Source organism: Aeromonas sp. QDB68 (genome assembly GCF_027707405.1).
GTDB classification, from domain to species: domain Bacteria; phylum Pseudomonadota; class Gammaproteobacteria; order Enterobacterales; family Aeromonadaceae; genus Aeromonas; species Aeromonas caviae.
In genome coordinates this window covers 1-16,558 of the sequence record NZ_JAPCIQ010000019.1, presented here as the reverse complement: position 1 = coordinate 16,558, position 16,558 = coordinate 1, and the positions used below count along the sequence as shown (strand labels likewise).

15 protein-coding genes and 1 pseudogene are annotated in these 16,558 nt (G+C 66.2%); 7 read left to right on the top strand and 9 right to left on the bottom strand.

Annotated features, from left to right (window positions below; genetic code table 11):
• Window positions 1-49: 49 nt before the first annotated feature.
• The 4 genes and pseudogenes from phoB to PG892_RS08360 all read right to left on the bottom strand — a co-directional run bounded on the left by phoB (window position 50) and on the right by PG892_RS08360 (window position 4,566).
• Entirely contained in the window at window positions 50-739 is a 690-nt protein-coding gene (gene phoB / locus PG892_RS08375; RefSeq protein WP_010673471.1) for a phosphate regulon transcriptional regulator PhoB, read from the bottom strand.
• Window positions 740-841: 102 nt separating this feature from the next.
• Window positions 842-1,251: pseudogene (locus tag PG892_RS08370) on the bottom strand (VOC family protein).
• A gap of 68 nt (window positions 1,252-1,319) precedes the next feature.
• A complete protein-coding gene (locus PG892_RS08365; protein ID WP_053288159.1) occupies window positions 1,320-2,606 on the bottom strand; it encodes a GGDEF domain-containing protein in 1,287 nt (428 codons plus the stop codon).
• 283 nt (window positions 2,607-2,889) lie between these two features.
• Window positions 2,890-4,566 carry a sigma-54-dependent Fis family transcriptional regulator gene (locus PG892_RS08360; protein ID WP_128272612.1) on the bottom strand — a complete coding sequence of 559 codons (1,677 nt, stop codon included), beginning with the start codon at window positions 4,564-4,566 and terminating at the stop codon, window positions 2,890-2,892.
• Between the two features lie 288 nt (window positions 4,567-4,854).
• Here PG892_RS08360 and exaC point away from each other — a divergent pair, with 288 nt between their 5' ends.
• Window positions 4,855-6,372 carry an acetaldehyde dehydrogenase ExaC gene (gene exaC / locus PG892_RS08355; RefSeq protein ID WP_041213364.1) on the top strand — a complete coding sequence of 506 codons (1,518 nt, stop codon included), beginning with the start codon at window positions 4,855-4,857 and terminating at the stop codon, window positions 6,370-6,372.
• 51 nt (window positions 6,373-6,423) lie between these two features.
• Here the strand turns inward: exaC and PG892_RS08350 are convergent, their stop codons facing one another.
• Complete coding sequence (locus tag PG892_RS08350; RefSeq protein WP_103244450.1) at window positions 6,424-7,218, bottom strand: AraC family transcriptional regulator; 795 nt, start codon at window positions 7,216-7,218, stop codon at window positions 6,424-6,426.
• A gap of 96 nt (window positions 7,219-7,314) precedes the next feature.
• Here PG892_RS08350 and PG892_RS08345 point away from each other — a divergent pair, with 96 nt between their 5' ends.
• Window positions 7,315-8,202 carry a DMT family transporter gene (locus PG892_RS08345; RefSeq protein ID WP_161470782.1) on the top strand — a complete coding sequence of 296 codons (888 nt, stop codon included), beginning with the start codon at window positions 7,315-7,317 and terminating at the stop codon, window positions 8,200-8,202.
• A gap of 95 nt (window positions 8,203-8,297) precedes the next feature.
• Here the strand turns inward: PG892_RS08345 and PG892_RS08340 are convergent, their stop codons facing one another.
• The gene (locus PG892_RS08340) at window positions 8,298-8,702 is read right to left on the bottom strand and encodes a carboxymuconolactone decarboxylase family protein (RefSeq protein WP_161470781.1); all 405 of its coding nucleotides are present in this window, start codon (window positions 8,700-8,702) and stop codon (window positions 8,298-8,300) included.
• On the bottom strand, window positions 8,699-9,682 hold the full coding sequence (locus PG892_RS08335) for an aldo/keto reductase (protein ID WP_161470780.1): 984 nt from the start codon (window positions 9,680-9,682) through the stop codon (window positions 8,699-8,701). The genes PG892_RS08340 and PG892_RS08335 overlap by 4 nt, the downstream gene beginning before the upstream one ends.
• 99 nt (window positions 9,683-9,781) lie before the next feature.
• Here PG892_RS08335 and PG892_RS08330 point away from each other — a divergent pair, with 99 nt between their 5' ends.
• Window positions 9,782-10,690, top strand: coding sequence for a LysR family transcriptional regulator (locus PG892_RS08330; RefSeq protein ID WP_270825319.1), 909 nt, complete (start codon window positions 9,782-9,784; stop codon window positions 10,688-10,690).
• Window positions 10,691-10,804: 114 nt separating this feature from the next.
• On the opposite strand, the gene PG892_RS08325 is transcribed toward PG892_RS08330, so the two are convergent.
• Window positions 10,805-11,497: a response regulator gene (locus tag PG892_RS08325; protein WP_010673461.1), complete on the bottom strand. Its 693-nt coding sequence runs from the start codon at window positions 11,495-11,497 to the stop codon at window positions 10,805-10,807.
• A gap of 3 nt (window positions 11,498-11,500) precedes the next feature.
• On the bottom strand, window positions 11,501-13,066 hold the full coding sequence (locus tag PG892_RS08320) for an ATP-binding protein (RefSeq protein ID WP_010673460.1): 1,566 nt from the start codon (window positions 13,064-13,066) through the stop codon (window positions 11,501-11,503).
• 258 nt (window positions 13,067-13,324) lie between these two features.
• Between PG892_RS08320 and slyA the strand changes: the two genes are divergently transcribed.
• From slyA to PG892_RS08300, 4 genes are all read left to right on the top strand, one after another.
• Complete coding sequence (slyA, locus tag PG892_RS08315; protein ID WP_010673459.1) at window positions 13,325-13,798, top strand: transcriptional regulator SlyA; 474 nt, start codon at window positions 13,325-13,327, stop codon at window positions 13,796-13,798.
• A 1-nt stretch (window position 13,799) separates the two neighbouring features.
• Complete coding sequence (locus tag PG892_RS08310) at window positions 13,800-14,855, top strand: HlyD family secretion protein (RefSeq protein WP_201872218.1); 1,056 nt, start codon at window positions 13,800-13,802, stop codon at window positions 14,853-14,855.
• A gap of 10 nt (window positions 14,856-14,865) precedes the next feature.
• Window positions 14,866-15,894 carry a DUF2955 domain-containing protein gene (locus tag PG892_RS08305; RefSeq protein WP_052815465.1) on the top strand — a complete coding sequence of 343 codons (1,029 nt, stop codon included), beginning with the start codon at window positions 14,866-14,868 and terminating at the stop codon, window positions 15,892-15,894.
• 183 nt (window positions 15,895-16,077) lie between these two features.
• Window positions 16,078-16,437: an MliC family protein gene (locus tag PG892_RS08300; RefSeq protein WP_270825317.1), complete on the top strand. Its 360-nt coding sequence runs from the start codon at window positions 16,078-16,080 to the stop codon at window positions 16,435-16,437.
• Window positions 16,438-16,558: the final 121 nt, after the last annotated feature.

Below are 16,558 nucleotides of genomic sequence, written 5' to 3'. Positions count from 1 at the left end.
GAGCCGGGTCCAATGCCCGCCGGCAGGCGCTGGCGGCACTGGCCCTGACCTAGAGACGGGTCGAGAAGCGGTAGCCGGCCCCGCGCACCGTCTGGATCAATCTGTCGTGCCCCGTCTCTTCGATGGCCTTGCGCAGGCGGCGAATGTGCACGTCCACCGTCCTGTCCTCGACATACACGTTGGTACCCCAGACGTTGTTGAGCAACTGCTCGCGGCTGTAGACCCGCTCGGGGTGGGTCATGAAGAAGTGCAGCAGCTTGAATTCGGTCGGCCCCATGTCGAGGGCCTTCTCCTCGGCACTGACCCGGTGGGAAACGGGATCCAGTTTGAGCCCCTGCACCTCGATCACCTCGTCCACCGAGGTGGGAGAGACGCGGCGCATCACGGCGTGCAGGCGGGCGGTGAGCTCCTTGGGGGAGAAGGGCTTGGTGATGTAGTCGTCGGCACCGGCCTCGAGCCCGCGCACCTTGTCCTCTTCCTCGCCCCGGGCGGTCAGCATCACCACCGGGATCTGGCGAGTCATCTCATCCTGCTTGAGCTGCTTGAGGAACTGGATACCGCTGCCACCTGGCATCATCCAGTCCAGCACGATGAGTTCGGGGTAGGGTTCGCGCACCTTTGCCAGTCCATCGGCGTAATCTTCTGCTTCTACTGTTTCATATCCCTTCTGCTCAAGCACGAAGCAGAGCATTTCGCGGATCGGTGCCTCGTCCTCGACCACCAGAATTCGCTTAGCCATATCCCTTCTCTCTCCTCTGTGAAGATGGGTGCGCCAATTATTAGAACTTTCTGTGACACTTTTATGACTTTATGACGGGCGGGATGATAAACGTTTTCAGATTCAGTTGGCAGCAGCGAGTTGCAGCAGGTCCCAGCGATTGCCACTGATGTCCTCGAACACCACCACGGTGCCGTAGGGTTCGAGGCGCGGCTGTTCACAAAAATGAACACCATAGGCCAGCATCCGCTCGTAATCGCCCCAGAAGTCGTCGGTCTCAAGGAACAGGAAGACCCGACCGCCCCCCTGGCGACAGATGGCGGCGCGCTGCTCCTCGTTGGCCGCGCGAGCCAGCAGCAGGGCGGAGCCGGGAGCCCCCTTGGGAGCGACCCGCACCCAGCGTTTGCCCGGTTTGCCCGGCTCGTCGAGGGGGTGTCTTCCAGTAGCTCGAAGCCCATTCCCCGGGTGAAGAAGGCGATGGCCTCGTCGTAATCCGCCACCAGCAGCGTCAGGGCGCCAATGTGTTGTGCCATGGCATCTCTCCTCGGATAAATGATGGGGCGCATGATAGCCCCGCCCGGCCATGGGCTCCAGCGCCGGATCAGTCGGGCGCCACCTCCACCCGGTTGCGACCATTCTGCTTGGCCTGATAGAGCGCCTCGTCGGCCCGCTTGAGCGCCTGCTCCAGGCTATCCTTGCGCCGCTCGGCCACCCCGAAGGAGGCGGTGATACCGAGCCCCAGCGGCCAGTGCCTGTACCCCTCCAGCGCCCCTCTCAGCCGCTCCGCCAGGGCGGCGGCCCGTCCCTCGTCGTAATGGAGGCAGACCAGCACGAACTCCTCCCCGCCCCAGCGCACCAGTCGGCACAGGCTGTCGCAATGGCGCAGCAGCTCGCTCACCATGTGCTTGAGCACCTCGTCCCCCACCGGGTGGCCGTGACCGTCGTTGACCCCCTTGAAGTGATCGATGTCGATGTAGATGAAGGAGAGCGGCATCTCGCCGAGCTCCCCGAGCAGCTTTTCGCCGCCGAGCCGATTGAGGGCCCCGGTCAGGGGATCGTAACGGGCCTCCTCCTCGGTGCGCCGGTTCTGCTCGCACAGGCTCGCACTCAGGGCTTCAGCCGCGAGGCGCGCCTCCCTGGCCTTGCGCAGCCGATCCCCGAACATCAGGTTCTGGACCAGGAAGAGCAGCACGCCGTAGACAAGCCACCCCAGCAGCAGATAGCGATAGAAGTCCCCCGGCTTGCACCAGCGGCCATAGAACTCCAGCCGCTCGAGCCGCAACCGGTGCTCCCCCGGCAACATCTTGTCATCGGAGGCGATCTCGATGGCGTAAACATGGTGCAGATCCGGCCCCTGCTGGACCAGCGGAATGTCGTACTGCTGCACCCACCAGGAGCTGGGGGCAAAGACATTCAGGGGGACATCCTGCTCACGACCAAAATCCCTGGCGGTGAAGAGCACTTCGTTGAACTTGTGGGAACTCTCGTCTTCCCGCGTCGAGTAGACGGGATCGTAGTTGCGCAGATAAAGGCGCCAGGCCTGTACCCCCTGCCCTTCTACATCCAGCCTCACCCGCACCCCGGTGAAGCCGGAGAGATCCAGCCCCTGCTCGGGATCGGTCAGGGTCAGAACCAGCTCGCAGAAAGGATAGGCATATTGGCTTCGCAGGGTGCACTGGATGGCGGGTCTGTCGCCCCCCTGACTCAGGGTGGCGACGGAGGAGCCCTTGTGGGCCCTGTCATCCTGGGCACGCACGGACAAACCGGCCTGGCTCAGGATGTCGAGCCGCCGCTCGGGTCCGAATTCGAATAACACCATGGCCAGCAGGCTCGCCGCCAGCAGGCACCAGAACAACAGCGTCGTCATGCGGGAATAGGAAGGGATCATCGGCATCACACCTGAAAAAGGGCTTTTACCCTACACCTTGAAGCGCCGAACCGCGCTGATCCAGATCCAAGGTTATTACACGCGCCGCACCGGGCGCAGACGGGTGCCGACTAACCGGCACGGGCCCCATGGGGCGCAAGCGGCATCGGCCAGCAGCCGGGAGAGAGGCGGGGGGCCTCGTCGGTGGTGAGATGGGTCATTGCGCACTCCCTGCGATGGAAACATAACGAAAAAACGTCCTTGCCTTCGCAGTCTACACAAGCGCTGGACGGCGCGACACCCTTCACCCCTCCTCCCGCAGCGCCCGATAGAGGGTGGTGCGACTGATGCCAAGACGGCGCGCCGCCTCGCTCACGTTGCCGCCGCACTCTGCCAGGGTCTGTTGCACCCGCTGCCGACTCTGCTCGCGCAGGGTACTCCCTCCCAAAGGTGAGCTCGCTCCCCCTTCCACGGCGGGCAGATGCAGATGGGCAGGTTCAATCCAGCCCTGCCCCTCTGCCAGTACACAGGCCACCTCCAGCGCCTGTTTGAGCTGGCGCACGTTGCCGGGCAGAGGGTGAGCCAGCAGCCGCTGCTCCGCCTCCCGGCTCAGTTGTAGCGCCGGGTCCATCTGGGCGAGCAGGTTCAGGATCAACCCCTGACGCTCGGGCACCGACCAGGCCCGCAGGGGTGCCAGTTGCTGGCGCCAGCCGCAGATGCGGTAGTAGAGATCTTCGCGAAAGGTGCCGGCCGCCACCATGGCCGCCAGATCCCGATGGCTGGCGCTGACCAGCCAGAAATCCACCGCCTCGGGTCTGTGGCTGCCTACCGGGGTGACGACGCGCTCCTGCAACACCCGCAGCAGCCGGGTCTGGGCCTGGAGCGGCAGCTCGCCAATTTCATCCAGCATCAGGATGCCGCCGTGGGCGGCGCGCAGATAGCCCTGGCTGCCCTGGCTGCGGGCACCGCTGAAGGCCCCCCCCACGTAGCCGAACAGCTCGGCCTCCACCAGCTCCGCCGGCAGGGCGCCGCAGTTGACGCACACCAGAGGCCGCTCCCGACGGCTCGAACTGGCGTGCAGGGTGCGCACCAGGTGCTCCTTGCCGCTGCCGGTCTCCCCCTCGATGAGCAATGAGATGCCCCGCTCCAGCATCTTGAGCGGCACCTGCTGCGCCTGCGATCCCCCCTCCTCAACCGCGCTCGGCAGGGGGAGCCTGGCGGCGCGCTCCCCCGCCTCCGGCACCAGCCGCAGGCCGCGGCGCTCGCGCAGCAACTGCTGACCGTCGAAGGGGTGCTGGCCGAGCCAGAGCCGACCGGCCCGGTTGGCCCCGAGCAGCTCGCCCCCCTCCCCCAGCAGCAGGCGGGCAGACCAGAGGCTCTGGGGATCGAGATCCACCAGCCAGCCCGGCTGGCGGGCCAGCAGGGCGTTTTCCAGGGTCATGGCCAGGAGGCGCACGGTGCCCAGCATGTCGCCGCCGTGGTGGGCCGCATCGGTGGAGATGTCGAGCACGCCGAGCAGTTGCCCGTCCGGCCCGAGCAGGGGGCAGGCGCTGCAACTGAGAAAGCTGTGCTGGGCGAAGAAGTGCTGCGCCCCCAGCACCTGCACCTCGCTCTGCTCGGCCAGCGCGGTGCCGATGGCGTTGGTGCCCTTGCTCGCCTCCCCCCAGCGGGCGCCGCTGCGCAAAAAAATGCGCTCGGCATGGCGGGCAAACCGGTCGTCTCCGCTCACCGCGAGGATGGCCCCCTCGCCGTCACACAGCAGCAGACGACAGGGTCTGCCTGCCAGCAACTGGCCAAAGAGCGGCAGCACGAAGCGCTGGAAGCAGGCGATGAGCGTCCTGTGCTGCTCCTGGCGAGCCGACAGCTCCCCCTGGGGCAGCAAGTCCAGCTCGGCGCTCTGCTGGCGGCTCAGCCCCTGATGCAGGCAGCGCTCCCAGGAGCGCTGGATTGGGCTGGCACCGGATTGAGGCAACTCGCTCATCACACCTCCTTCTACACACTCGCGAATAGGGCCGCCTTGGGGGAGCGCCTTCATCACGTCTCCTGTTCACAAACGGCACAGTGTCACACCCGATGTTCAGAAACGGCACAGTTCGGGGGCCGCTCTGGGGGGCACTGGTTAACCAAGATACCCCTTGGCACCCCGTTTTATAACGTTTTTGCAACCTTTTTGTGTAGAGCGCCGCCCGCTGGCACGCCCCTTGCGATGACAGGAAGCAACCGGACTGCCCGCCAGGCCGGTCAGGACCACACACATAAGGATGATGAGATGATTTATACCGCTCCCGGTCAGGCAGGTGCCCTGGTCAGCTTCAAATCCCGTTATGACAACTTCATCGGTGGCGACTGGGTGGCGCCGCGCGCCGGCCGCTATTTCGAGAACATCTCGCCGGTGGATGGCCGGGTGTTCTGCGAGGTGGCCCGCTCCGACGCCGCCGACATCGAGCTCGCCCTGGACGCGGCCCACAAGGCGTTCGCCAGCTGGAGCAAGACCAGCGTCACCGAGCGCAGCAACCTGCTGCTGCGCATCGCCGATCGCATCGAACAGAACATTGAGCGGCTTGCCGTCGCCGAGACCTGGGAAAACGGCAAGGCGGTGCGCGAGACCCTGGCCGCCGACCTGCCCCTGGTGGTGGATCACTTCCGCTACTTTGCCGGCTGCATCCGCGCCCAGGAGGGCTCCGCCGCCGAGCTGGACCAGAACACCGTCAGCTACCACTTCAAGGAGCCCATCGGCGTGGTCGGCCAGATCATCCCGTGGAACTTCCCCCTGCTGATGGCCGCCTGGAAGCTGGCCCCGGTACTGGCGGCCGGCTGCTGCAGCGTGCTCAAGCCCGCCGAGCAGACCCCGGTCACCATCATGCTGATGATGGATCTCATCAAGGACATCCTGCCCCCTGGCGTGGTCAACGTGGTCAACGGCTTCGGCGCCGAGGCGGGCCAGGCGCTCGCCACCAGCAACCGGATCCAGAAGCTGGCGTTTACCGGCTCCACCGAGGTGGGCGCCCATATCCTGCGCTGCGCCGCCGACAAGCTGATCCCTTCCACCGTGGAGCTCGGTGGCAAGTCCCCCAACATCTACTTCGCCGACGTGATGCAGCACGAGAGCAGCTACATCGACAAGGCGGTGGAAGGGATGCTGATGACCTTCTTCAACCAGGGAGAGGTATGTACCTGCCCCTCCCGCGCCCTGGTGCAGGCCAGCATCTATGACGACTTCATGGACCGGGTGCTGGCCCGCGCCCGCACCATAGTGCAGGGCAACCCCCTCGACACCACGACCCAGGTGGGGGCCCAGGCGTCCCGCGAGCAGTTCGACAAGATCCTGAGCTACATGGAAATCGGCCGCGGCGAAGGGGCCAAGATGCTGCTGGGCGGCGGCCCGGCCAAGGTGAGCGGGCTGGAGGGGGGCTTCTACATCCAGCCCACCATCTTCTCGGGCCTGAACAAGATGCGGGTGTTCCAGGAGGAGATCTTCGGGCCGGCGCTCGGGGTCACCACCTTCAAGGACGAGGCGGATGCCCTGGCCATTGCCAACGACACCCAGTACGGGCTCGGGGCGGGCCTGTGGACCCGGGACAGCAACCTGGCCTGGCGCATGGGGCGCGGCATCCAGGCCGGCCGGGTCTGGGTCAACTGCTACCACGCCTACCCGGCCCACGCGGCCTTTGGCGGCTACAAGAAGTCGGGGATCGGTCGAGAGACCCACAAGATGATGCTGGACCACTACCAGAACACCAAGAACCTGCTGGTGAGCCACGACATCAACCCCCTCGGCTTCTTCTAAGCCCATCCCATGATCCACAAGGGCGCCTGCGGGCGCCCTTTTTCATGCGGTTCAGGCCACGGGTTGGCCCAGTTGCTGGCGATAGCGCTGGGGGGCGCAGCCCTGTTCGCGCTGGAACATGGCGATGAAAGCCGAGGTGGAAGCGTAACCGAGGCGCCAGGCGATCTCCTGCACCGGCATCTCGCCCCGCAGCCAGTCCAGCGCCTTCACCAGCCGCAGCCGGGTGCGCCACTGGCCGAGGCTCATGCCAAGCTCCTTCTGGCAGCGCCGCGCCAGGGTGCGCTCCGTGGTGTGCAGCGCCCTGGCCCACTCCACCAGCGTGCGGTTGTCCTCCGGCGCCGCCTGCAATGCCGCCAGCAAGGGGGCCAGCAGGCGATCCCGGCTCTGGGGCAGGTAGCTCGGCTGGCAACGGGTGCGGGCCAGCTTCTCGATGAAGAGTTCACCTTGACGGGCATCCCACTCATCCTCCATGTGCCCGACCCGGCGCTGGGTGAAGTCCTCCAGCAGGGCCCGCAGCAAGGGGGTGAGCGCCAGCAGCTGGGGTTCCCGTGGCAGGCGCGGGGCCAGGGCGTGGCTCACGTAGATGGAGGTGTAATCCAGGGTCTGCTCGTTGAAGGCGGTGTGGGGAAGGTCCGCCGGCACCCAGATGAGGTAGTCCGGGGGCGCCACCAGCCGCTCTCCCCCCACCTCCACCACCATGACCCCCAGGCTGATGAGGCTGAGCTGACCCCAGGGGTGGGCGTGCTCGGCGCAGGCGTTGCCCCCCTGGATCTGGCTGTAGCGAAAGTAGAGGGGGTCGGGGTCGGCCAGCAGGCGATCCTGCTCGGCCAGGGTGAGGGTGCCCATGCAGATTGTCCCAAAGCGGTTATGACATGTCTTATTTACGCTACTTACCTCGTTCAAGACAAGGCTAGACTCTCCCCATCGTACCAAGGAGTGCCTATGCCTTTTCTCTTCCCCCTGCTCGCCATCCTGATCTGGGCCGCCAATACCGTGGTCTCCAAGGCCGCCGCCGGCGTGCTGGATCCCGCCGCCATCTCCTTCTATCGCTGGGTGATCGCCGCCCTCGCGCTCTCCCCCTTCTGCCTGCCGCAGCTCTGGCGCCGCCGGGCCGACATCCGCCCCTGGCTCGGCAAGCTGCTGGTGCTCTCCCTGCTCGGCATGGTGCTCTACCAGTGCCTCGCCTACTACGCCGCCCACAGCACCTCGGCCACCAACATGGGGGTCATCGGCTCCCTGCTGCCCCTGCTCACCCTGCTCATCGGGGCCTGCTGCTTTGGCCAGAAGCCGGGCAAGCAGGCGCTGCTCGGCATGAGCCTCTCCCTGTTCGGGGTGCTCTGGCTGCTGGGTCAGGGCAACCCCCTGGCACTGCTGCACAGCGGCATCAACCCCGGCGACGGCATGATGCTGCTGGGGGCGGCCAGCTATGCCCTCTATGGCCTGCTGATCCGCCGCTGGCAACTGCCGTTCGGCCCCTGGCTCAACCTCTACCTGCAGATCCTGCTGGCGGTGCTGCTGCTCATCCCGGTGGCCCTCTCTGCCGACTCCCTGGCCATTCCCGCCCAGGGCTGGAGCATGGTGCTGTTCGCCAGCCTCGCCTCCTCCATCTTCGCCGCCTACTGCTGGATGCGCGGCCTCGCCACCCTGGGGGCGGAGCGCACCTCGGTCTTCATGAACCTGATGCCCCTGTGCACGGCCCTCATCGCCGTCATCACCCTGGGGGAGCCCATTCACGGCTATCACCTGCTGGGGGGCGGCCTCATCCTGACCGGGGTCATGCTCTCCCAGCTCAAGCCGAGGGTACGCCGTCCTCTGCCAGAAGGGGCTTGAGCCGGCCAGCACCATGAAAGAAGGGAGCCTCGGCTCCCTTCTTGCTGCCCTCGTCAGGGCACACCTGACCTTTTCGCCAGGGTGACGTCTCCACCTTAATCCCTGCCCCCCCGCCCCTTGTCATGGGCGGCGAAGGCGCTGCGGGCCGCACGGATGCCATTCATGCAGGCGGGCACTCCGGCATAGACGGCGACCTGGAGCAGGATCTCGATGATGGTCTCCCGGCTGACCCCCACATTGAGGGCGGCCCGGATATGGAACTCGAGCTGTCCGGGCGCCGTGCCCATTCCCATCAGGGTCGCCACCGTGAGTATCTCGCGGGTGCAGAGATCGATGCCGGGACGGGCGAGCACATCGGCAAAGGCAAACCCCAGCACCAGCTCGGCAAGTTCCGGTGGCAGGGCATCCAGGCTGGCGGCGACTCGCGTGGGTGCCTGGGGATCGAGCCGGGCCAGCAGCGCGAACGCCCGTTCATGGCGATCCGTGTGCGAGCCGCTCATGCGTTCACCCCCTTCATCCCCTCGGCAGTATAGCGCTCCCCCGCCACCGGCAGGGTCCGGATGGCCTGGCCCAGGGCCCCGAGCTCCGCTGGGGAGAGGCGCACCGAGAGGGCGCCGAGGTTATCCTCAAGGTGGGTCAGGCGCCGGGTGCCGGGGATGGGCACTATCCCCTCCCATTGCGCCAGCAGCCAGGCCAGGGCTATCTGCGCCGCCGTGCACCCCTTCTGCCGGGTCAGGGCCATGACCGCCTGCACCAGGGTGCGGTTGGTGGCGAGGTTCTCCCCCTGAAAGCGCGGCAGACTGGCCCGAAAATCCCCTTCCTCGAACACCGCCTCCTGCTGGTAACGCCCGGTCAGAAACCCGCGCCCCAGGGGGGAGTAGGCCACCAGACCAATCCCCAGCTCCCGGCAGACGGGCAGCACCGCCGCCTCCACCTCCCGGGTCCAGAGGGAGTATTCGGTCTGCACCGCCGCCACCGGGTGCACGGCATGGGCGCGCCTCAGGGTGGCCTCGCTCACCTCGCACAGACCGATGCGGGCTATCTTGCCCTCCTGTACCAGCTGCGCCAGCCCGGCCATGGTCTCATCGACGGGATGGGCCGGATCGAGGCGGTGCACATAGTAGAGATCGATCTGCTCGATGCCGAGGCGGCGCAGGGAGCCCTCGCAGCTCTGGCGCGCATAGCGGGCGCTGTTGTCGAGGGTACGCCTGTACTCCCCGTGCTGGCGCACGATGCCAAACTTGGTGGCGACCTTCACCTGCCCCCGCCGGGTCGCGAGAAAACGCCCGATCAGCGCCTCGTTGTGGTGGGGGCCGTACATGTCGGCGGTGTCGAGCAGGTCGATGCCCCGCTCCACCGCCTCCGCCAGCACTCGCAAGGACATCTCATCGTCCCGCGGCCCGTAGAATTCGCTCATCCCCATGCAGCCCAGCACCAGGGCAGAGACCTGCAGGTTGGCTCCCAGTGTTCGTCGTTGCATCGCATTTTCTCCCTGACAAGTTGCAGGGGAGTATGGTCTTCCGAAAATTAATGAGATATAGAGATAACTGGCAACCCATTTTCCGATTATGGAAACACTATGCACGATCCCCTGCTCTGGGACGACGCCCGCGTCTTCCTGGCCATCGCCCGCAGCGGCACCCTGAGCGGTGCCGCCCACGCCCTTCGCATGGGGGTGGCCACCGTCTCCCGGCGCCTGGACAGGCTGGAGGCGGCCCTCGGCCTCCCCCTGTTCAGCCGCCACCAGCAGGGCTATCGCCTGACCGACGACGGGGAGGCCCTGCTTGAGCGAGCCGAGGCGCTGGAACATGCGGGACTGGCCTTTGGCGAGGCGGGGCAGTTGCAGGGACAGGTGGCCGGCACCGTGCGCCTCGCCACTGCCGAGAACCTGGCCAATCCCCTCATCATCCCCTCCCTGCCGACGCTCTTTGCCCAGCACCCCGAGCTGAGGGTGGAGCTGGTCACCGGGGTGCAGACGGTGAACCTGCACCGGCGCGATGCCGATCTCGCGGTGCGCATGGTCAAGCTCGATGCCGGCCACCTCACCCTGCGGCGCCTGGGCACCCTGGGCTTTGGCCTCTACGGGACCGGCGCCTACCTGGATGCCCGCAGCCCCGGGCTGGATGCCGCCAGCTTCGATCAGGATGACTTCATCGGATGGAACGAAACCCAGAGCCACCTGCCCGCCGCCAGATGGATGACCCGCATGCTGCGCGGCCGCCCCTGCCGGGTGGAGACCAGCACCCTGGCGGCCCAGCTCGCCGCCGCCCAGGCCGGTCTGGGGCTCGCGGTGCTGCCCCACTACCTGGCCCGCCAGACGGATCTGGTCTGCCTGCTGCCGGAGCTCGGAGTGGATCAGCCCATCTGGCTGGTGCTCCACAGCGATCTCGCCCACTCCCGGCGGGTGAGAGCCGTGGCGGATCATCTCATCGCCCTGTTCGAGCGCGCCCGCACCGCCCTGCACCCCTTCTCGGGCGATCCCAGATAGAAGGGCCGGGTCGCATCGGGGCAAAACAAAAGGGAGCTCAAAGGCTCCCTTTTATCTGCGCGGCCTGCGCAGCATGGTGTGCGCGGCCTCTTCGGCGTTGTGCCCGCGGCGGGGTCACGACTCCCGGCGCCAGTGGTAGCGCCGCTCCGGGCGGCCACGCTGGCCGTAGTTGAGCTCCACGTCCAGCCGATCTTCTGACTCCAGAAACTCCAGGTAGCGGCGGGCCGTGGTGCGACTCAGGGAGAGGCGCAGGGCCACGGTGTCGGTGGAGAAGGTGTTGTCCGGCTCCCCCGCCAGCAGATCCAGCACCTGTCGCAGGGTGATGGCGTCGATCCCCTTGGGGGTCTCCCGCGCCTCCCGACCCTGGTTGCGCGCCTTGCCCATCAGGCGGTCCAGGTCGCTCTGGGCCAGCTCCCCCGGCTCGCACAGGCGGCGATGCAGGACCAGGATCTCCTCCAGGCTCTGCTGGATGCGAAACAGCCGCAGCGGCTTGATGACGTAGTCCTGCACGCCCAGGTTGAGGGCCTGCTGTATGGTCTCCACGTCGCAGGAGGCGGTCACCATCATCACCATCACCTCCCGGTTGTAGCTGCGCAGCCGGCTCACCCACTCCAGGCCCGAGCCATCGGGCAGGGAGATGTCGACCATCAGCAAGCGGGGCTCGCTCCCCGCCATCAGGCGATCCGCCTCGGCCAGGGTGCCGGCCCGCCCCATCAGGGAGAACCCGGCCGTGGAGGAGACCAGCTCCCCCAACATGGCGCCTATCCGCTCGTCATCCTCGATAATCAGCGTGAAAATTGGCTTCATGACTTACACCAATTGGTTTTTATTCAAATAGATACCAAACAGGGTCGTCTGCTCGGCGGTGCGACGCCATTCTATCACGCCCCCCCGCCTGGCCACCGTCTTCTTGACCAGGAAGAGGCCGACCCCGTGATCCCCGGTCTGGCGGCTGACACCGTAGTCGAACAGGTGATCCGCCAGCGCCTCGTCCACCCCCTCGCCACTGTCCTCCACCTCGATCACCAGCCGCCGCCCCAGATCATCGAGGGAGAGCAGCACCCTGGGCGCGGCGTGCTCGCGGTTCCCCCAGGCGGCGCGAATGCCGTTGTCCAGCAGGTTGCCGATGCAGGTGATGAGATCCGCCGACACCTCGGCCGGATACTCCCCGAGGGCCGACCCCGCATCCAGCACCAGCTCCACCCCCAGCTCCCGCGCCCGGCTGAACTTGCCGAGGATGAGCCCGGCCACCGGCTTGTTCTCGATGACCCGCAGCAGATCCTGCAACATGTTCTGGCAGGCTTCGTTCTCCTGCTGGATGAGGTCTACCGCCTGATCCACGTGGCCGAGCTGGAGCAGACCGGAGAGGCTGCTGAGCTTGTTGGCGAATTCATGGGTCTGGATGCGCAGCATCTCGCCGTACTGGCGCAGGTGGGTCACCTGCATGCCCAGGCTGCCGGTGCCGTCTGGCCGGCTGAAGATGAGCATGCGCCCCGGCTCGCGACCGCTGAGCTCCTGCCAGTGGCCGACGAAGTCATCCCCCTGCACGGTGAACCTGACCGCCCCCCCTTGCTGCAACGTGGGCACGAGGCCGGGGGCCAGCTCCGCCAGGGAGCGGCCCAGCAGGGCGTGGCGCCCGGTGCCGGGCAGTCGCAACTGATAGAAGGCGGCGCTGTTGAGCATGGTGATCCTGTGCTGGTTGTCCAGGGCCACTATCCCCTCCGAGATCCCCTCCAGCACCAGATCCTGCTGGGCGAAGCGATTGGCGATGGTCTCCGGCTCCAGATCCAGCAGGGTGCGGCGCAGCAGGTGCTGCACCCAGAGCGCCAGCAGCAGGCCGCACCCCAGCACCGCTGCGATGGCGCCGACCAGCAGGGCGATCCGCTCCTGATAGGTGCCCTCCACGGTGCGCATCAGATAACCCACCGCCACTGCACCGATGGCCTGGCCATCGGGCCCCACTACGGGAGCGAAGCAGCGGATGGCGGGACCCAGGGTGCCCACGTCCCGGGAGCAGTAGCTCTCGCGCGACTGGAGTGCAGGCCAGATGTCCTCCCCCCGGAAGGTCTGGCCCACCAGCTCGGGCGAGGGGTGGCTCAGGCGCCTGGCATGTTCGTCGGTCACCACCATGTAGGCGGCGTCGGTGCGGCTGCAGATCCCCTGCACATAATCCCGCAGCCCGGGATCGCTCCCCTTCTCCAGGGCCCGGACCACCCGGCTGTCCGCCGCCAGCACCCGGGCCAGATCGCTCCCCTTCTCCTTCAGGTTGTTCTCCAGCAGGTGGCGCATGAAGAGGGCGAGCAGACAGCCCAGGATCAGGATCAGCAGCAGTGACAAGCCAAGCGAGAGGGTGACTAGCTGGTGGCGCAGTTTCATCGTTCAACCTTGCAGCGGACAGGAAAGCCCAGGGTGAGGGTGTCCCCCGGCCGGGTCAGTGGCCAGCCTGGCGCACCTCAAAGGTGGCCACTCTAGCGCCTCCCCCGGCCGTTGTCGGTTAGCTGGCCCGCAAAGCCATATAAAAACTTAAACACCACGGCCCGGGCAAAAAACCTGAACGTGAGCTGTATCACACTATTTACTTAGCCTGCGAAATAAATATAATGCTTCGCAAGCTAAGTAATTGAGGTGCCCGTCATGAAAAAGGATCTGGAGATGTTGCGAGAACTCTCCCTCGCCGAGCAGCTGGGGCGATTGCACCGGCTCTGGCGCACCGTGGCCGATCTCGAGCTGGCACCTCTAGGGCTCACCCATCCCCGCTGGACCGCCCTGTGGAAACTCAGCCGCCTCGGCGGCCACCTCAGCCAGAAGACCCTGGCCGAGGCCCTGGAGATAGAGCTCCCCTCCCTGATGCGGACCCTGGGTCAGCTCGAGGAGCAGGGGCTGATCGAGCGCCATTGCTGCAGCCAGGACAAGCGGGCCCGCATCGTCACCCTGACCCCGGCGGGCAAGGCGCTGCTCGATCAGATCGAGGGCCGCATCATCGCCGTGCGCCGGGAGCTGCTCACCGGCATCAGCCAGCAGGAGCTGGCCCAGTTTGAAGACATTGTGCACCGCATCTCCGCCAACGCCCTCGGCAAGATAGCCGCACAGCACGAAGAGAGAGAATAAGATGACACCGGATCAACAATTCAAGCGCTGGATAAAGTGGGCCATCATCTGCTTCGTCCTGGTGTTTGGCTACTTTCTGCTGGCCGACATCAAGATGCCCCTGACCCCCCAGGCCATGGCCACCCGGGTCGTCACCCGGATGGCCCCCCAGGTCAGCGGCAAGGTGGTCGAAGTCGCCGTCGCCAACAACCAGCACGTCAAGCAGGGGGATCTGCTGTTCGCCCTCGACCCGGAACCCTTCCAGCTCGCCGTGGATCAGGCCAGGCTCGCCCTGGATCAGGCCAGGCAGCAGAACCGCCAGCTGGACGCGACCCTGACCGCCTACGAGGCGGAGTACAGCTCGCTGCGCACCCAGGCCGACCAGAAACAGCGGGAAGCGGCGCGCATCGACGCCCTCTACCGCCGTCACATGGTCTCTGAACAGCAGAAAGATGACGCCGACAGCGCCGCCCGTACCGCCCGTGCCAACCTGCTCGGCAGCCAGGCCCGGGTAGAGCAGGCCCGCGTCAACCGCGGCTTGCCAGGGGAAGACAACCTGCTGCTGCGCCAGGCCCGCAACCGCCTCGCCCAGGCCGAGCTCAACCTCGCCTACAGCCGGGTTCATGCGAGCCAGGACGGCATCATCACCAACTTGCAGCTCAAGCCTGGCAGCGTGGCCAATGCGGGTTCCCCTCTGCTGGCCCTGGTCTCCGAGCAGGTGGACGTGATCGCCGATTTTCGCGAGAAGAGCCTGCGCCACGTCAGCGCCGGCAGTCAGGCCCTCGTCGCCTTCGACGGCGAGCCCGGTCGCCTCTATCCTGCCCGCGTCGCCAGCCTGGATGCCGGGGTCAGCGCCGGCCAGTTTGACGCCAACGGCCAGCTTGCGAACCCTGTCGAGTCCGATCGCTGGGTACGGGATGCCCAGCGCCTGCGCCTGCACCTGACCCTGGAGCAACTGCCCGCCCACCTGCCGGCCGGGGCCCGCGCCACGGTGCAGCTGCTGCCGGACAACGCCCTGACCGGGCTGCTGGCCCGCGGCCAGATCCGTCTGCTCAGCCTGCTGCACTACATCTATTGAGATGACGACCATGAACCTGTGGCACAGACCCCTCACCCCCAACGAACTGCGCCAGTGTCTGCGCATCGCCTTTGGCTGTACCCTGGGGTTTGTGCTGTGCAAGATCTTCGGCTGGAGCAACGGGGTCTTCTTCACCGTCACCCCGGTGCTGCTGCTCGGCCTGGTGCCGGTGATGAACGGTCACGCCGCCCGCCAGCTCATCGCCTCCGCCGCCATGTGCGGTCTGGAAGTGGGGCTGCTCGGCGGCCTGTTCGGCGGCCACCCGGGGCTCATGACCCCCCTGGTCTTTTTGCTCTTCCTCTACCGTTTCGCCGCCATGTCCCGGGGCAGCCTGTTCCTGTTCGGTGCCAACGGGGTGCTCAGCCTCAGCATCATGCTGCACTTTGCCAGCTACCCCGGGATTGATCTGAACGACCTCATCTTCAGCAACCTCTGGGCCAGCGTCCTGTCGGTGCTCATCGCCTATCTGATGACGGCCCTCATTCCGGACGTGGAGGAGCGCCCCAGGCCGGCCCCCTCCCCCAAGGCGCCGCACCGGATGCGCCACGAAGCCCTGCTGGGGGCGTCCATCGCGACCCTCTCGTTCCTGGTGTTCCAGATCTTCGATCTGCGCGACTCCATGTCCGCCCAGGCCACCACCCTGCTGCTGCTCTTCCCCATGCACTGGAACGGCGCCCTGGACTATGCCCGCAAGCGGGCCATGGGCACCCTGCTGGGGGTGAGTTTCGGCATCCTGGGGCAGCTGGTGCTCTATGACTGGTCCGGCTTGCTGCTGCTGGTGACCCCGGTGCTCTGGCTCGGCGCCATGCTGTTCAGCTATGCCCATGTGAAGGAGGCGAGCGGGTCCGGAGTCGGCTTCGGTGCCCTCACCACCCTCGGCATCCTGTTCGGCCAGTACCTGACCCCGGGCAACGACCTGGTGTTCAGCGCCCTCTATCGGGTGAGCAGCATCCTCTTTACCATCGTGGTCACCCTGCTCGCCTGCTACCTCATCCACCGGCTGCTCAATCGCTTCGAGGCGACACGGTTCGGCCACTGACCCTTTTCTGCAGCCATTGGACGGCTCCCTTTCGCCCCGCTTGCCTGCCGGGGCGTTTTTTTGCCTGCCCCACGGACCAGAGGGAGACGGACGCATCCCGACGCAGGGCTCCTGCCATGAGGTTGCAGTTGTGCCTCATCCTGTTAGGCTCAAGGCCATATGACACCGTTGTGAGGATCAAACATGAAACACGCCAAGCTCTTTCTACTGGGGGCGGGCGCCATCACCCTGCTCGGCGGCTGCGATCTGGGCAGCGGCAAGCTGGGAGTGACCGGCGGCGATCCCGTCACCTATCTGTGTGAACAGAACCAGAAAGTGCAGGTTCGCTACTTCTCCCTCTCGGACGAGAGCCTGAACTTCGTCAAGCTCTCCCTCCCCGATGGCAAGGATTACACCCTGCCTCAGGCGGTTTCCGCCTCCGGCGCCCGCTATACCGACGATCACGAGGTGGTCTGGTGGAACAAGGGCAAGGAGGGGTTCGTCGAGATGCGTGATGACGCCGGGGAGTGGCAGAGCCTCTACAACGACTGCAAGGAGCAGTGATCCGCGCCGTCATGGCACACCGCCCACACGAAACACCCCGGCCTGGCCGCAATGCTGTTCACTTAAGAGAATTTGAGTTCCAGTCCACGTAGTATCAGGGCTAAAAAATGAGGGAGGCATG

What these genes read in the sequence shown, in the direction of transcription:
- phoB (WP_010673471.1), bottom strand. Translation starts at nt 739, where the DNA reads ATGGCTAAGCGAATTCTGGTGGTCGAGGACGAGGCACCGATCCGCGAA.
- PG892_RS08365 (WP_053288159.1), bottom strand. Translation starts at nt 2,606, where the DNA reads ATGATCCCTTCCTATTCCCGCATGACGACGCTGTTGTTCTGGTGCCTG.
- PG892_RS08360 (WP_128272612.1), bottom strand. Translation starts at nt 4,566, where the DNA reads ATGAGCGAGTTGCCTCAATCCGGTGCCAGCCCAATCCAGCGCTCCTGG.
- exaC (WP_041213364.1), top strand. Translation starts at nt 4,855, where the DNA reads ATGATTTATACCGCTCCCGGTCAGGCAGGTGCCCTGGTCAGCTTCAAA.
- PG892_RS08350 (WP_103244450.1), bottom strand. Translation starts at nt 7,218, where the DNA reads ATGGGCACCCTCACCCTGGCCGAGCAGGATCGCCTGCTGGCCGACCCC.
- PG892_RS08345 (WP_161470782.1), top strand. Translation starts at nt 7,315, where the DNA reads ATGCCTTTTCTCTTCCCCCTGCTCGCCATCCTGATCTGGGCCGCCAAT.
- PG892_RS08340 (WP_161470781.1), bottom strand. Translation starts at nt 8,702, where the DNA reads ATGAGCGGCTCGCACACGGATCGCCATGAACGGGCGTTCGCGCTGCTG.
- PG892_RS08335 (WP_161470780.1), bottom strand. Translation starts at nt 9,682, where the DNA reads ATGCAACGACGAACACTGGGAGCCAACCTGCAGGTCTCTGCCCTGGTG.
- PG892_RS08330 (WP_270825319.1), top strand. Translation starts at nt 9,782, where the DNA reads ATGCACGATCCCCTGCTCTGGGACGACGCCCGCGTCTTCCTGGCCATC.
- PG892_RS08325 (WP_010673461.1), bottom strand. Translation starts at nt 11,497, where the DNA reads ATGAAGCCAATTTTCACGCTGATTATCGAGGATGACGAGCGGATAGGC.
- PG892_RS08320 (WP_010673460.1), bottom strand. Translation starts at nt 13,066, where the DNA reads ATGAAACTGCGCCACCAGCTAGTCACCCTCTCGCTTGGCTTGTCACTG.
- slyA (WP_010673459.1), top strand. Translation starts at nt 13,325, where the DNA reads ATGAAAAAGGATCTGGAGATGTTGCGAGAACTCTCCCTCGCCGAGCAG.
- PG892_RS08310 (WP_201872218.1), top strand. Translation starts at nt 13,800, where the DNA reads ATGACACCGGATCAACAATTCAAGCGCTGGATAAAGTGGGCCATCATC.
- PG892_RS08305 (WP_052815465.1), top strand. Translation starts at nt 14,866, where the DNA reads ATGAACCTGTGGCACAGACCCCTCACCCCCAACGAACTGCGCCAGTGT.
- PG892_RS08300 (WP_270825317.1), top strand. Translation starts at nt 16,078, where the DNA reads ATGAAACACGCCAAGCTCTTTCTACTGGGGGCGGGCGCCATCACCCTG.